This window comes from Lutimaribacter degradans, assembly GCF_023703375.1.
Taxonomy (GTDB): Bacteria; Pseudomonadota; Alphaproteobacteria; order Rhodobacterales; family Rhodobacteraceae; genus Lutimaribacter; species Lutimaribacter degradans.
Genome location: NZ_JAMQGO010000011.1, coordinates 48,717 through 61,874, shown reverse-complemented (window position 1 = coordinate 61,874; position 13,158 = coordinate 48,717). Strand labels below are relative to the sequence as shown.

Annotated in this window: 11 protein-coding genes; 9 read left to right on the top strand and 2 right to left on the bottom strand. The window is 62.4% G+C overall.

Going from position 1 to position 13,158, the window contains the following annotated elements; genetic code table 11:
• The first annotated feature begins 52 nt into the window (after positions 1-52).
• The 9 genes from hutI to M8744_RS14520 all read left to right on the top strand — a co-directional run bounded on the left by hutI (position 53) and on the right by M8744_RS14520 (position 10,447).
• The gene (hutI, locus tag M8744_RS14560) at positions 53-1,213 is read left to right on the top strand and encodes an imidazolonepropionase (RefSeq protein WP_434481376.1); all 1,161 of its coding nucleotides are present in this window, start codon (positions 53-55) and stop codon (positions 1,211-1,213) included.
• A complete protein-coding gene (gene hutH, locus M8744_RS14555; protein ID WP_251419049.1) occupies positions 1,210-2,736 on the top strand; it encodes a histidine ammonia-lyase in 1,527 nt (508 codons plus the stop codon). The genes hutI and hutH overlap by 4 nt, the downstream gene beginning before the upstream one ends.
• Positions 2,737-2,738: 2 nt before the next feature.
• Positions 2,739-3,524, top strand: coding sequence for an N-formylglutamate deformylase (gene hutG / locus M8744_RS14550; RefSeq protein ID WP_251419158.1), 786 nt, complete (start codon positions 2,739-2,741; stop codon positions 3,522-3,524).
• Positions 3,521-5,194, top strand: a complete 1,674-nt coding sequence (gene hutU, locus M8744_RS14545; protein ID WP_251419047.1) for a urocanate hydratase — start codon at positions 3,521-3,523, stop codon at positions 5,192-5,194. The genes hutG and hutU overlap by 4 nt, the downstream gene beginning before the upstream one ends.
• Before the next feature lie 2 nt (positions 5,195-5,196).
• Complete coding sequence (locus tag M8744_RS14540) at positions 5,197-5,877, top strand: flavin reductase family protein (RefSeq protein ID WP_251419045.1); 681 nt, start codon at positions 5,197-5,199, stop codon at positions 5,875-5,877.
• A gap of 1 nt (position 5,878) precedes the next feature.
• The gene (locus M8744_RS14535) at positions 5,879-6,964 is read left to right on the top strand and encodes a TRAP transporter substrate-binding protein (RefSeq protein ID WP_251419043.1); all 1,086 of its coding nucleotides are present in this window, start codon (positions 5,879-5,881) and stop codon (positions 6,962-6,964) included.
• Positions 6,965-7,021: 57 nt separating this feature from the next.
• A complete protein-coding gene (locus tag M8744_RS14530; RefSeq protein WP_251419156.1) occupies positions 7,022-7,528 on the top strand; it encodes a TRAP transporter small permease subunit in 507 nt (168 codons plus the stop codon).
• Entirely contained in the window at positions 7,525-9,075 is a 1,551-nt protein-coding gene (locus tag M8744_RS14525) for a TRAP transporter large permease (RefSeq protein WP_251419041.1), read from the top strand. The genes M8744_RS14530 and M8744_RS14525 overlap by 4 nt, the downstream gene beginning before the upstream one ends.
• A 190-nt stretch (positions 9,076-9,265) precedes the next feature.
• Entirely contained in the window at positions 9,266-10,447 is a 1,182-nt protein-coding gene (locus M8744_RS14520; RefSeq protein WP_251419039.1) for an alpha-D-ribose 1-methylphosphonate 5-triphosphate diphosphatase, read from the top strand.
• Positions 10,448-10,543: 96 nt separating this feature from the next.
• Here M8744_RS14520 and M8744_RS14515 read toward each other — a convergent pair whose 3' ends face one another.
• Together M8744_RS14515 and M8744_RS14510 are read right to left on the bottom strand one after the other, a co-directional pair.
• Positions 10,544-11,929, bottom strand: coding sequence for an aspartate aminotransferase family protein (locus tag M8744_RS14515; RefSeq protein WP_251419037.1), 1,386 nt, complete (start codon positions 11,927-11,929; stop codon positions 10,544-10,546).
• A gap of 159 nt (positions 11,930-12,088) precedes the next feature.
• Positions 12,089-12,577, bottom strand: a complete 489-nt coding sequence (locus M8744_RS14510) for a flavin reductase family protein (RefSeq protein WP_251419035.1) — start codon at positions 12,575-12,577, stop codon at positions 12,089-12,091.
• Between the last annotated feature and the right edge of the window lie 581 nt (positions 12,578-13,158).

Sequence of the window (13,158 nt, the reverse complement as noted above, 5' to 3'; positions counted from 1 at the left end):
AGGGTATGTGATGGCACAGCGCTACGTGATTTCCGGGGCAACGGCCGCCACCATGGAAGAAACCGTTGGTAATTATGGGCTCGTCGAAAACGCGGCCATCGTCATCGAAGACGACAAGATATCATGGGTGGGCGCGGCGGCGGATCTGCCCCCCGAATTCACCAGTCTTGAGCGGAAAGACCTTGCAGGGCGCGTGGTCACCCCCGGCCTGATCGATTGCCACACGCATATCGTGCATGGTGGCAACCGTGCGCGGGAATTCGAGATGCGCCTTAACGGGGCCAGCTATGAAGAGGTGGCCCGCGCCGGGGGGGGAATCGTCTCGACCGTTTCAGCAACACGCGGCGCAAGCGAGACCGATTTGTTGGCAAGCGCCCTGCCCCGGGCCGATGCGTTGATCGCGCAAGGCGTATCGGTGATCGAGGTCAAATCGGGCTATGGGCTGGATCGCGACACCGAGTTGAAGATGCTGCGTGTTGCGCGTGCCCTTGGCCAACACCGGCCCGTTCGCGTGGTCACCAGCTTTCTGGGCGCACATGCAGTGCCCGCCGGGGCCGACGCCGATACATATATAGACACGGTGTGCCTGCCGACACTGGAGGCCGCCCACGCCGAGGGGCTGGTCGACGCGGTTGACGGGTTCTGCGAGGGAATCGCCTTTGACACGGCCCAGATTGCACGCGTTTTCGACAAGGCGCGCGCGCTTGGCCTGCCCGTCAAGCTGCACGCTGAACAACTCAGCCATATCGGCGGCACCGAACTGGCCGCGAAATATGCCGCGCTGTCGGCCGATCATGTCGAATACGCAACCGAAAGCGACGCGGCCGCCCTTGCCGCCGCGGGCACCGTGGCCGTTCTGCTGCCCGGCGCGTTCTATACCATCCACGAAACACAGGCCCCGCCTGTTCAGGCATTCCGCGAGCATGGCGTGCCGATGGCCGTTGGCACGGATTGGAACCCCGGCTCGTCGCCCCTGGGTTCGCTGTTGCTTGCAATGAACATGGCCTGCACGCTGTTTCGCATGACACCGGCCGAGGCTTTGGCCGGCACCACCCGCAACGCGGCGCGCGCCCTTGGGCTGGCCGATTGTGGCTCCATCGCACCGGGAATGCGGGCAGACCTTGCGATCTGGGATATCTCGGACCCGGCGGAACTGTCTTACGGTATCGGCATCAACCCCCTTCATAGCCGTATTTTCGGAGGTGTCGCTTGACCCATACCCTGACCCCCGGCAGCACGACCCTGCCCACCCTCGAAGCGGTCTGGCGCGGTGATGGACCTGTTGCGCTTGACCCGTCGGCGCGCGAGGGCATCGACAATTCGGCCGGGCTCATTGCGCAAGCGGCGAATGGCAATGCGCCGGTCTATGGCGTCAATACCGGCTTTGGCAAACTGGCCTCGGTTCGTATCGCGCCCGAGGATACCACGACCCTGCAACGCAACCTGATATTGTCGCATTGTTGCGGCGTCGGCGACGCGTTGGAGCCTGCCACGGTGCGGCTGATGATGGCGCTCAAGCTGCTGTCGCTGGGGCGCGGCGCCTCAGGCGTGCGATGGGAGATTTGCGCGCTGATCGAGACGATGCTGACGTGCGGCGTATTGCCGGTTATCCCCACACAGGGTTCGGTTGGCGCCTCCGGCGACCTGGCACCGCTGGCCCATATGGCCGCGGTGATGATCGGCGAGGGCGAAGCCACGTTTGACGGCAAGACGATGGATGGCGGCGCGGCACTGAAAGCCGCGGGTCTTGCGCCCGTTGTGCTGGGCCCCAAGGAAGGGCTGGCGCTGATCAACGGCACACAGTTTTCCACCGCCTGTGCGCTGGCCGGCCTGTTCGAGGCGTGGCGTGCGGCGCGTGCGTCAGTTGTCACCTCGGCCCTGTCCACCGATGCCATCATGGGTTCGACCGCGCCCTTGAACCCGGCCATTCACGCCCTGCGCGGACACCAGGGCCAGATCGACGTGGCAACCGCCATGGCCCGGATGCTGAAGGGCAGCGAGATCCGCGAAAGCCACCGCGATGGCGACAGCCGGGTGCAAGACCCGTATTGCATCCGCTGCCAGCCGCAGGTCACGGGTGCGGCAATCGACCTGTTGCGCTTTGCAGGGCGCACGCTGGAGATCGAGGCGAACGCCGTCACCGACAACCCGCTGGTGATCACCGAAACGGGCGAGATCCTGTCAGGCGGGAATTTCCATGCCGAACCCGTTGCCTTTGCGGCCGACCAGGTCGCGATGGCTGTGGCCGAGATCGGCGCCATCGCACAGCGCCGCGTCGCCCTTATGGTCGACCCCACGCTGTCTTTCGACCTGCCACCTTTCCTGACACCCGAACCGGGGCTGAACTCGGGCCTGATGATCGCCGAAGTGACCACTGCCGCGCTCATGAGCGAGAACAAGCACCTGGCGAACCCTTGTTCCACCGACAGCACACCGACCTCGGCCAACCAGGAAGATCATGTCAGCATGGCCGCCCACGGCGCACGGCGACTCGCCCGGATGACGGCCAACCTGTCGGTGATCCTGGGCGTCGAGGCGATGTGCGCGGCGCAGGGCATCGAACAGCGGGCGCCGTTGGTGACCTCGCGGCCCTTGCAGGCGGTGATGGAAAGCCTGCGCAGCGCGGTGCCAAGCCTGCAACAGGACCGGTATCTTGCGCCTGATCTTAGGCGCGCTGCCACCTGCGTGTCGAACGACAGCCTGGCCGCTGCATCGGGGCTGGAGTTGTCGCTATGAGCCTGATCGACATTACCTGGGGCGACAGCCCGCTGGTCTTGGGCCTGCCCCATACCGGCACCGATATTCCCGACGACTGCCTTGCACCGCTGAACGAAACCGGCCGGGCAATCGCCGATACCGATTGGCATATCGACCGGCTGTATTCCGGGCTGCTGGAAGGGGCGAGTGCCGTCCGAACGACAGTTCATCGCTACGTGATCGACGTCAACCGCGACCCCTCGGGCCAAAGCCTTTACCCCGGTCAGAACACCACCGGGCTTTGCCCACTGACCGATTTCGACGGGCAACCGATCTATGCCGATGGCCAGGAGCCGGATGCCGAGGAGGTTGAGCGCCGCCGCCTGGCCTACCACGCGCCCTACCATGACGCGCTTGCGGCAGAACTTGACCGTATCAGGGCGATCCACGGTTTTGCCGTGCTTTATGATTGCCACTCGATCCGGTCCAGAATTCCGTTTCTATTCGATGGCCCCCTGCCCGACTTCAACATCGGCACCAACCTTGGCGCAACCTGCGACCCTCAGATCGAAGCATCGGTGCAGCGCATCTGCGAAGCCGCCGACGGGTACAGCTCGATCGTGAACGGGCGGTTCAAGGGCGGCTGGACCACGCGTCACTACGGGCGCCCCGGCGAGGGGCTGCACGCGATCCAGATGGAATTGGCGCAATCCACCTATCTAAGCGCCGAAACCCCGCCCTGGACGTATGATGACACCCGCGCCGACCGGCTGCGCGTTCACCTGGCAAACATTCTAGAAACCTTGTCCGCATGGAGGCCCAAATGAGCGACCCCCGCAAGAACACCCGTGATATCTACCCCCCGACCGGGTCCGAGCTGAATGCCAAAAGCTGGATGACCGAGGCGCCGCTGCGGATGCTGATGAACAACCTGCATCCCGACGTGGCCGAAAACCCGCATGAGTTGGTGGTTTATGGCGGCATAGGTCGCGCCGCGCGGACCTGGGAAGATTTCGACACGATCGTGGCCAGCCTGAAAGACCTTGAAGAGGACGAAACGCTTGTCGTCCAGTCGGGCAAGCCCATCGCCATCGTCAAGACGCATAGCGACGCGCCGCGCGTTCTGATTGCCAACTCGAACCTCGTGCCACACTGGGCGACATGGGACCATTTCAACGAACTGGATAAGAAGGGCCTGGCCATGTACGGCCAGATGACCGCCGGATCGTGGATCTATATCGGCTCTCAGGGTATCGTTCAGGGCACATATGAAACCTTTGCCGAAGCGGGCCGCCAGCATTACGACGGCGACCTGACGGGCAAGTGGATCTTGACCGGCGGGCTTGGCGGCATGGGCGGTGCACAGCCGCTTGCCGCAGTAATGGCCGGAGCATGCTGCCTGGCCGTCGAATGCAACCCCGACAGCATCGATTTCCGCCTGCGCACTGGCTACGTGGACGAAAAGACAGAAAGCCTCGACGAGGCGCTGGAAATGATCGACCGCTGGACCAAGGCCGGCGAGGCCAAATCCGTGGCGCTTCTGGGCAATGCGGCCGATGTGTTTCCTGAACTGTTCAAACGCGGCGTGCGCCCCGACATCGTCACCGACCAGACCAGTGCGCATGACCCGATCAATGGCTACCTTCCACAAGGTTGGAACATGGCCGAATGGCGGGCCAAGCGCGAGACAGACCCGAAGGCCGTGGAAAAGGCCGCCCGCGCCAGCATGAAGGCGCATGTGGCCGCGATGGTCGATTTCTGGAATGCCGGTGTGCCCACGCTGGATTACGGCAACAACATCCGACAGGTCGCGCTTGAGGAAGGCCTGGAAAACGCCTTTGCCTTCCCCGGCTTCGTGCCGGCGTATATCCGCCCGCTCTTTTGCCGCGGGATCGGCCCGTTCCGGTGGGCCGCGCTGTCGGGCGACCCCGAGGATATCTACAAGACCGACCAGAAGATGAAGGAGTTGTTCCCCGACAACACCCACCTGCACAACTGGCTGGACATGGCCCGGGAACGGATCTCCTTCCAGGGCTTGCCCGCGCGCATCTGCTGGATCGGGCTCGGTGATCGCCATCGCGCGGGGCTTGCCTTCAACGAGATGGTCGCCAATGGCGAATTGAAGGCCCCGGTCGTGATCGGGCGCGACCACCTGGACAGCGGCTCGGTCGCCTCGCCCAACCGCGAAACCGAGGCAATGAAAGACGGCTCGGATGCCGTGTCGGATTGGCCGTTGCTGAACGCGCTGGTGAACACCGCCTCGGGCGCGACCTGGGTCAGCCTGCATCATGGCGGTGGCGTCGGCATGGGCTTCAGCCAGCATTCCGGCGTCGTGATCTGCGCCGACGGCACGCCCGAGGCCGCAAAGCGACTGGAGCGCGTTCTGTGGAACGATCCGGCCAGCGGTGTCTGGCGGCACGCAGATGCCGGATACGAGGATGCCATCGCCTGTGCCCGCGAAAACGGGCTGCGCCTGCCGCGTATCCTCGGGAACTGAACATGCACTACGCACCGGATACCGAAGACTGCCCATTGCCGTTTTCGCCGTTCAAAAGCTGCACGGTGCCGCGCCCCATCGGCTGGCTGTCCACGGTCAGCCGTGACGGGGTTCACAACCTCGCGCCCTACAGCCAGTGGCAGAACCTGACCTTCGATCCGCCGATGGTCATGTTCGCAGCCAACCAGCACCCCGACGGTCGGCGTAAGGACACGGTGATCAACGCCGAGGAAACGGGCTGGTTTGTTTGGAACATGGCCACCTATGCCCTGCGCGACGCGGTCAATATCTCGGCCATGGAATTGGCCCCGGAGGAAGACGAGTTCGAACGCGCAGGCGTGGAAAGGGCCCCATGCATCGACGCGCCAGGCGCACGGGTGGCACAAAGCCCGTGCCATTTCGAATGCAAGTACCTGTCGACACATCGCCTGCCCGGCAACAGCCCCGCGGGCACCATCGACGTAGTATATGGCCAGGTCATGCGCATCCATGTGGCCGACGACGTGATTTTGCCCTCGGGCAAGATCGATATACCCAGAATCCAGCCCCTCGCGCGCATGGGGTATTACGATTACGCTCGGATCACCGAGACGTTCGAGATGCGGATTCCAAGTGCATCCAGTGCCACGGAAGACGGGCTGGAAGGCAAACCAACCACACCAACCACCAACAAGGAGACCTGAAATGGATAGACGGAAATTTCTGACAACCGGCGCCGTGGGCGCAGCGGCCAGCACGCTTGCCGCCCCCGCCATCGCGCAGGATGTACGCAACTGGAAACTGGTATCGGCATGGCCCAAGAACCTGCCTGGGCCGGGTGTCGCCGCGCAAACGCTGGCTGACCGGATCACCACCCTTTCGGGCGGGCGCATCAACGTAACGCTTTATGCCGCCGGTGAAATCGTGCCGAGCAACGGCGTTTTCGACGCGGTCGCGGAAGGCACGGCAGAGCTGTATCACGCGGTTCCCGCCTACTGGGGCTCGAAATCTAAGGGCATTTTGCTATTCGGCTCGCAGCCCTTTGGCCTGCGCGCAGACGAGCAGTTCGGCTGGTTGTACCACGGCGGCGGCCAGGCGCTTTACGACGAGATGTATGCCCGTTTCGGCATCAAACCGTTCCTGTGCGGCAACTCTGGCCCGCAATGGGCCGGCTGGTTCAAGAACGAGATCAATTCGGCCGAAGACCTCAAGGGCCTGAAATTCCGTACCACGGGCATCGCCTCGCAAATGGCGGCCAAGCTGGGCATGGCGGCCGAAGCGATGTCGGGCCCCGCGATGTTCCAGGCCTTGCAAACCGGCGCACTGGATGCGGGCGAATTCATCGGGCCGTGGACCGACAGCGCGCTGGGGTATTACCAGGTTGCACCGTATTACTACTGGCCCGGTGTGGGCGAGCCGTCCTCAGCCGAGGAATGTGGCGTCAATGCCGAGGTCTTTGCCGAACTGCCCGACGACCTGAAAGAAGTCGTGACACAGGCGTGCCACGGTCTCTACAACCCGGTCTGGACCGAGTACATGACCAAGCATGCACAATCGCTCAAGACACTGGTCGAAGAGCACGACGTGCAGGTCCGCAAGCTGCCCGATGACGTGATCACGGCGATGGGCCAGGCCGCACAGGAGATCATGGAGGAATTCCGCGCTGACGACGATGAGCTGGTGCGCCGCATCACCGAAAGCTTCATCGCCTATCGCGACCTCGTCGGCGGATACATGACCTATGCAGACAATGGCCAGATGAACGCCCGCGCCGGCGTCTTCGGCTACTGACATTGACGCGATGCGCGGCCACGGGCCGCGCATCGTTTTCGAACGAGGGGGCCGATGATGCTTGGCATCGCAAATGCAATCGACCAGATGAACCGCGCGGTCGCCGATCTGATCCGCTGGCTGGCCCTTGTCATGGTTCTGGTTCAATTCTGTATCGTCATCGGGCGATACGTCTTTGGTTTCAACTCCATCGCGGCTCAGGAAAGCGTGCTTTACATGCATGCAACGCTTTTCATGCTGGGTGCGGGCTTTACCCTGCTGGTGGACAAGCATGTCCGCGTCGACGTGTTCTATGCCAAGGTCAGCGCAAGCGCCCGCCGCCGTATCGACATTTTCGGCCACCTGTTCCTGCTGATCCCGTCGATGAGCGCGCTGCTTTACTGGTCATGGCCGTCGGTGCGCAGTTCCTGGAAGATTCTTGAGGGGCCGATTTCCGTCGGCGGGATCGAGGCGGTTTTCCTGCTCAAATCACTGATCCCCGCATTTTGCATCCTCATCCTGCTTCAGTCGCTATCGCTGCTGGTGCGCCTGTTCCATGAAGTCCATGAAGGGGGCGACACGTGACCGAATATCTTGACCTGATCATGTTCGCCGCCCTGATGGTGGCGGTTCTGTCGGGCTTTCCCGTCTCCTTCAGTATCGCGGGCGTCGCGGTGTTCTTTGCCTACCTGGGCTGGATGCTTGGGGTGATGGACGTATCGCTGCTGGGGGCCCTGGGGCAGCGGGCCTTCGGGTTGATCGGCAACACCGTGCTGATCGCCATACCCGTTTTCGTGCTGATGGGCGCCATTCTGGAAAAGAGCAAGATCGCCGAAGAATTGCTGGATACCATGGGGCGCAGTTTCGGCCAGTTGCGCGGCGGGCTGGGCATATCGGTGGTTCTGGTCGGGGCGCTACTGGCGGCCTCGACCGGTATCGTCGGGGCAACGGTGGTGGCCATGGGCATGATCGCCCTGCCCTCGATGCTGCGCGCCGGGTACAGCCCCTCGGTGGCGTCGGGCATCGTCTGCACCGCCGGCACGCTCGGGCAGATCATTCCGCCCTCGACGCTTCTGATCATTCTGGCCGACGTGATGTCGAACGCCTATCAGCAGGCGCAATACGAACAAGGCAAGTTCTCGGTCGAGGCGCTGTCGGTTGGCCAGTTCTTTGCCGCGGCGATCATTCCCGGGCTGCTATTGGTCACGCTATACCTGCTCTATATCCTGATCCGTGGCGCGTTGCGGCCACAAGACATGCCCCCGGCCGATATCGACCTTGCCAAACCCGACCGGCACGAGATCATGGCCGCGATCGTGCCACCCGTTCTACTTATCATCGCCGTGCTGGGCGCCATTCTTGGCGGCATCGCCACCCCGACCGAGGCGGCATCGGTTGGCGCCATTGGCGCGCTGCTGATGGCCGGGCGCAAGATCGGCATAAACCCGCGCCTGATCCTTGGGGGCGCGGTGGCCCTGATCGTTCTGGGCTTGCTGGCCGGCACCTGGCCGGTACGGCTGCAACGCAGCGACATCGGGGCGACGGAATGGGCGATCGGCGGATTTTACATCCTGCTGGCGATCGTTGGCCTCGTGGCAGTCGGCCTTGCGCTGCGCGCCGCCATTCGTGAACGAATTATCCACGACGCGCTGAACTCGACCCTGACCATGACGGCCATGATCTTTGCAACCATCCTGGCCGCCGGGTTCTTTTCCCTGGTTTTCGTCGGTCTTGGCGGGGAAGAGCGCGTGGCGCACTTGTTGGAAAACCTGCCAGGCGGGGCAACAGGTGCGCTGATGTTCGTGATGATCTTTGTCTTCGTCCTCGGTTTTTTCCTCGATTTCGTGGAGATCTCGGTGATCGTTCTCCCGCTGGTCGCGCCAACGATGATCATGATGGGCCACGATCCGATCTGGTTGGGCATCCTGCTGGCCATCAACCTGCAAACCAGCTTTCTGACGCCGCCTTTCGGCTTTTCGCTGTTCTACCTGCGCGCCGCCGCACCCGCCGAAATAAGAACCGAACAGATCTACAAGGGTGTCGTCCCTTTCATCGGCTTGCAGGCACTTGGCGTGCTGCTTGTCTGGGCCTGGCCGAACCTGGCCACCTGGCTGCCCGCGGTATTGTTCTAGGGCCTGCTGCATTCGATATCGGGGCCGACGGTCTTGGGGTTGCGGCCGCTCAGCCGGGCGCAAGCTCACCGCCTGTCACCACGCTAAATGCGCACATGCACGGTTTTTTTGTCGCAACGTGCGCGCTGTCATGCCCACGTCATTATTGACTGCCAGCGTTGCGAAAAACCTGGATCAAGCAGTAATCAGAATGTTCGGATCGCCTCTCAACCTGCGCCTAACCGGCGCCCAGACTCTGCGCGATGGCCAAATGCAGGCGCGTTCGGTCGTGATCGAGGATGGGGTTATCTCCAAAGGCCCTTTGCCCGAGGTCGACCTGACCGGCTATTACGTTTTGCCCGGCATCATCGACCTGCAAAGCGAGGCCCTGTATCGCCATGGCGCGCCGCACCTACACGGCGCGGCGTTGACCGGGGCACTGGCCGCAATCGACCGCGAGGCCGCGTCGAACGGTGTAACGACCGCCCTTCTTGCACAAGGCTGGAGTTGGGAGGGCGGCGCCCGCAGCCCGGAACAGGCCAAGGCCCGGCTGGTGGCGCTGGATCGTTACCGCCCGCATCAACTGGTCGATCTGCACATGCAATTGCGTGTTGAAACGCACATAGCAGACAGCGTCGATGACCTGATTTCCGCCGTGAAACGGCACGCGGTTACGTTTGTCATGTTCAGCAACCGGCTACCCGATGCGCGCGATTTCGCCAATCGCACGTCGTCAGACATAGTACGATGGGCCGAAGGTGCAGGCTGTCACCCCCAAGATTACAGCCAGCTTGTGCAGCGCGCGTTCGAGGATGGCCCACAGGTGCCCCGCAATCTGTGCCGTCTTGCCAGCCTGTTCGACGAGCAAGGCGTGCTTTATGGTAGCCATCACGACCCCGACGCCGCTACACGCGAATATTACTCGATGATTGGCGCCAAGATCTGCCAGTTCCCAACCGGCACCGCCGCTGCGGCGGCCGCGATCGCGGTGGGTGATGTCGTCGTGACCAGGGCAACAGATCTTGTGTGCGCCGCATCAAAGGCACGAAGTTACAACGCGTCAGCGATGATACAACGTGGCCTGTGCCACGCCCTGGCCAGCGACAGCTATTATCCGGCGCTTCATCTGGCCGCATTCAAGCTGGTCGAGGAACGGGTGATGGACCTGGCGCGCGCCTGGAACATGATCTCGCGGACGCCAGCCGAGATCCTGCGCCTGCCAGACCGGGGCGTGATCGACTATGGCAAACGCGCCGACCTTACGATCATAGATGCCGCAACACGGTCGGTCGAATGCACCATCGTGAACGGGCGAATGGCCTTTCTTTCGGGCGGCGCGGCAGAGCGGATGCTGGCAGGGCTGAAACGCACACGAAGAACTGTCGCGGCCTGAACGGCACCGCTTCAGGGGTTTATCGGGACGCTTTTGCGAAAAACGGCCCGGCGCAAATGCACCGGGCCACCTTTTCACCAAACCTGCCGGCCAGCGTCAAACCATGCCTTCTGCCTTGGCCCAGTCCAGCGTGCGATCCAGTATCACGCCCATGATGCGCACGATCTCGTTCACGTCGTCCTCGGTCATGATCAGTGGCGGGCACAGGGCCAGCGTGTCGCCCAGGTTGCGGCAGATCAGCCCCTCTTCATGGCCGATCTCGAACGCCTTTCCGCCCAACTTGCCCACGGGGTCGAATTGTCGCTTGGTATCCTTGTCGGCAACCATTTCCAGCGCCGCGATCAGGCCGCTGCCGCGCACCTCGCCCACCAGCGGGTGATCGGCATATTTCCGCAGCCCCTCCTGGAACGGGCCCGACAACCGCGCGGCGTTGCCTATCAGGTCACGCTCTTCGATGATCTTCAGATTCTCAAGCCCCACGGCGGTCGCCACGGGGTGGCCCGTGGCGGTGTAGCCATGGCCAAACGTGCCGATGGCGTGGGTGTTGTCGGCGATGACGTCATAAACCTCTTCGGAAAACACCACCGCAGCCAGGGGCATGTAGGACGACGTCAACTGTTTCGACGTCACGAGAATGTCGGGGCTAAAGCCCATCTTTTCGCAGCCGAATGTCGTTCCCAAGCGACCGAACCCGTTGATCACCTCGTCCGAGACCAGCAGGATGTCGTACTTGCGGCACAGCGCCTCGATCCCCGGCCAATAGCCTTCGGGCGGGACCATCACACCACCTGCACCCATCACCGGTTCGCCAATGAAGGCGGCGATGGTTTCGGGGCCTTCCCGCAGGATCGTCTCCTCGGCCTCGGCCAGCAAGCGCTGCGTGAACTCGGCCTCGGTTTCGCCATCCTTGCCAAAGCGGTAGTGATGCGGGCAGGTCAGGTGCACCACGGGAATGGCCGGCAGGTCGAAATGCTTGTGATTGTAAGGCAGGCCGGTCAGGCTTCCCGAGGCAACGGTGATCCCGTGATAGGCCTTTTCACGGGCGAGGAATTTCTTCTTCTCGGGCCGGCCCAGCGCGTTGTTGTAGAACCAGACCATCTTGACAACGGTATCGTTCGCCTCGGAACCCGAGGAGGTGTAGAATACCCGCGTCAAATGCTCGGGCGTCATTTCCACCAGCTTTTCCGCCAGTCGGATCGACGGTTCGTGCGATTTGTGCGCGAAGGTGTGGTAGTAAGGCAGTTTCTGCATTTGCGCCGTGGCGGCGTCGCAAAGGCGCTGCTCGTTGAACCCTACGGCCACCGACCACAGGCCCGACAGGGCCTCGATATACTTTTTGCCGGTCGAGTCATAAACATGGATGCCCTCGCCCCTTTCGATCACCAACGGACCCTGCTCTTCATGCTTGCGGGCATCGGTGTAGGGGTGCAGCGTGGTGCTGATATCGGCTATATGCAGCGAGTTCGACAAGGGTGTGGTCATGGCGCATCTCCGTAACGGTTTGGGCGATTTACCCCAATCCTTACGGCCTGACCGAACCTGACGCTAGAAAAATCTGATCAAATTCCGCCGCCGCTGGCGCCACTGCCGTTGGACGTGGCATGGCGCCTGTTTATGACGATCGCAGCCCTGCCGAATGCATCAGGCGCGCACGGCCCGAGCGTACCCCCTGTCGAAATAGATCAACGGCTTTTCGTCGCGCACCAGCCGCACGGCCTCGACCTCGCCCACGAAGACACGGTGCGACCCCACCAGGATGTCATGCACCAGCTTGCAGTCGAAAGCCGCGATCGGATCGACCAGCATAGGGCAGCCGGTTTCCCCCGAATGCCATTGGCCGACGCTGAACTTTTCTTCGCCCGACAGGCCCTTGCGCCCGGCGAAGGCGTCCGAGATGTCCGTCTGCCCCTCGGCCAGCAAATTGGCGCAAAAGGCCCGGTTGGTGCGGATGCGGTCACAAGTGTTGGAGTCGCCATGGATGCACACCAGAAGCGATGGCGCGGGCGTGTCCACCGAAACCGACGCCATCGCCGATACGGTCACACCCCCCTTGCCACCAATCCCATCGGTCGTGACCACGCAAACCGATTGCGCCGCCTTTGCCATGCCTTGCAGAAATTCCGTTTTCATGTCGTCTGCCATCCCAGTTCAAATAGCGGCACATCTTGTCGATCAGGGGCTCGGCCACGGCCCGCACCATACGCGACGCCCGCGCGGCACTGTAAGGTTTTCACAAACGGCGCACCCGACCAGGCAGCCATGCGAACGGATCCGCGATAGCATCCCCCAACGCGATGGCAAAGCCCGCAAAGTCAGGCATCTGGCCAGTGTCACCTTCGTGTGCCTTGAGCACGACCGCATTTCCCTTGGCCGCAAGCGCCGCAGCCAGCTTTACATGTGGCCTTACATCTGCAACCGGCAAGCAATATTAAACACATTGCCATACCGCGCCGGCCCGAAGCGTCGCAACGCTCTTTCGTACTTCCAAAGGCAGCAGGGGCCGGCTTAGCAAATTGCGCGATCGACACCTGGGAGCCTTGATAGATTCCTTTGCGACGTCTTGCTTTGACGGATGAAAAAGCTGTTGCAGGAATCGACACCCGGCACACCTCAAAAGGATAGTGTCGGTACAAAAATGTTGACGCAACAAAGCCCCATGCACACTGTGAGTTGTACTCAACGCCACGCGAGCCTTCCTTCATAAAGGCTTT

Bases quoted from the DNA above. Each gene is read 5' to 3' on its own strand.
- hutI (WP_434481376.1), top strand. From the start codon at position 53: ATGGAAGAAACCGTTGGTAATTATGGGCTCGTCGAAAACGCGGCCATC.
- hutU (WP_251419047.1), top strand. From the start codon at position 3,521: ATGAGCGACCCCCGCAAGAACACCCGTGATATCTACCCCCCGACCGGG.
- M8744_RS14540 (WP_251419045.1), top strand. From the start codon at position 5,197: ATGCACTACGCACCGGATACCGAAGACTGCCCATTGCCGTTTTCGCCG.
- M8744_RS14535 (WP_251419043.1), top strand. From the start codon at position 5,879: ATGGATAGACGGAAATTTCTGACAACCGGCGCCGTGGGCGCAGCGGCC.
- M8744_RS14530 (WP_251419156.1), top strand. From the start codon at position 7,022: ATGCTTGGCATCGCAAATGCAATCGACCAGATGAACCGCGCGGTCGCC.
- M8744_RS14520 (WP_251419039.1), top strand. From the start codon at position 9,266: ATGTTCGGATCGCCTCTCAACCTGCGCCTAACCGGCGCCCAGACTCTG.
- M8744_RS14515 (WP_251419037.1), bottom strand. From the start codon at position 11,929: ATGACCACACCCTTGTCGAACTCGCTGCATATAGCCGATATCAGCACC.
- M8744_RS14510 (WP_251419035.1), bottom strand. From the start codon at position 12,577: ATGAAAACGGAATTTCTGCAAGGCATGGCAAAGGCGGCGCAATCGGTT.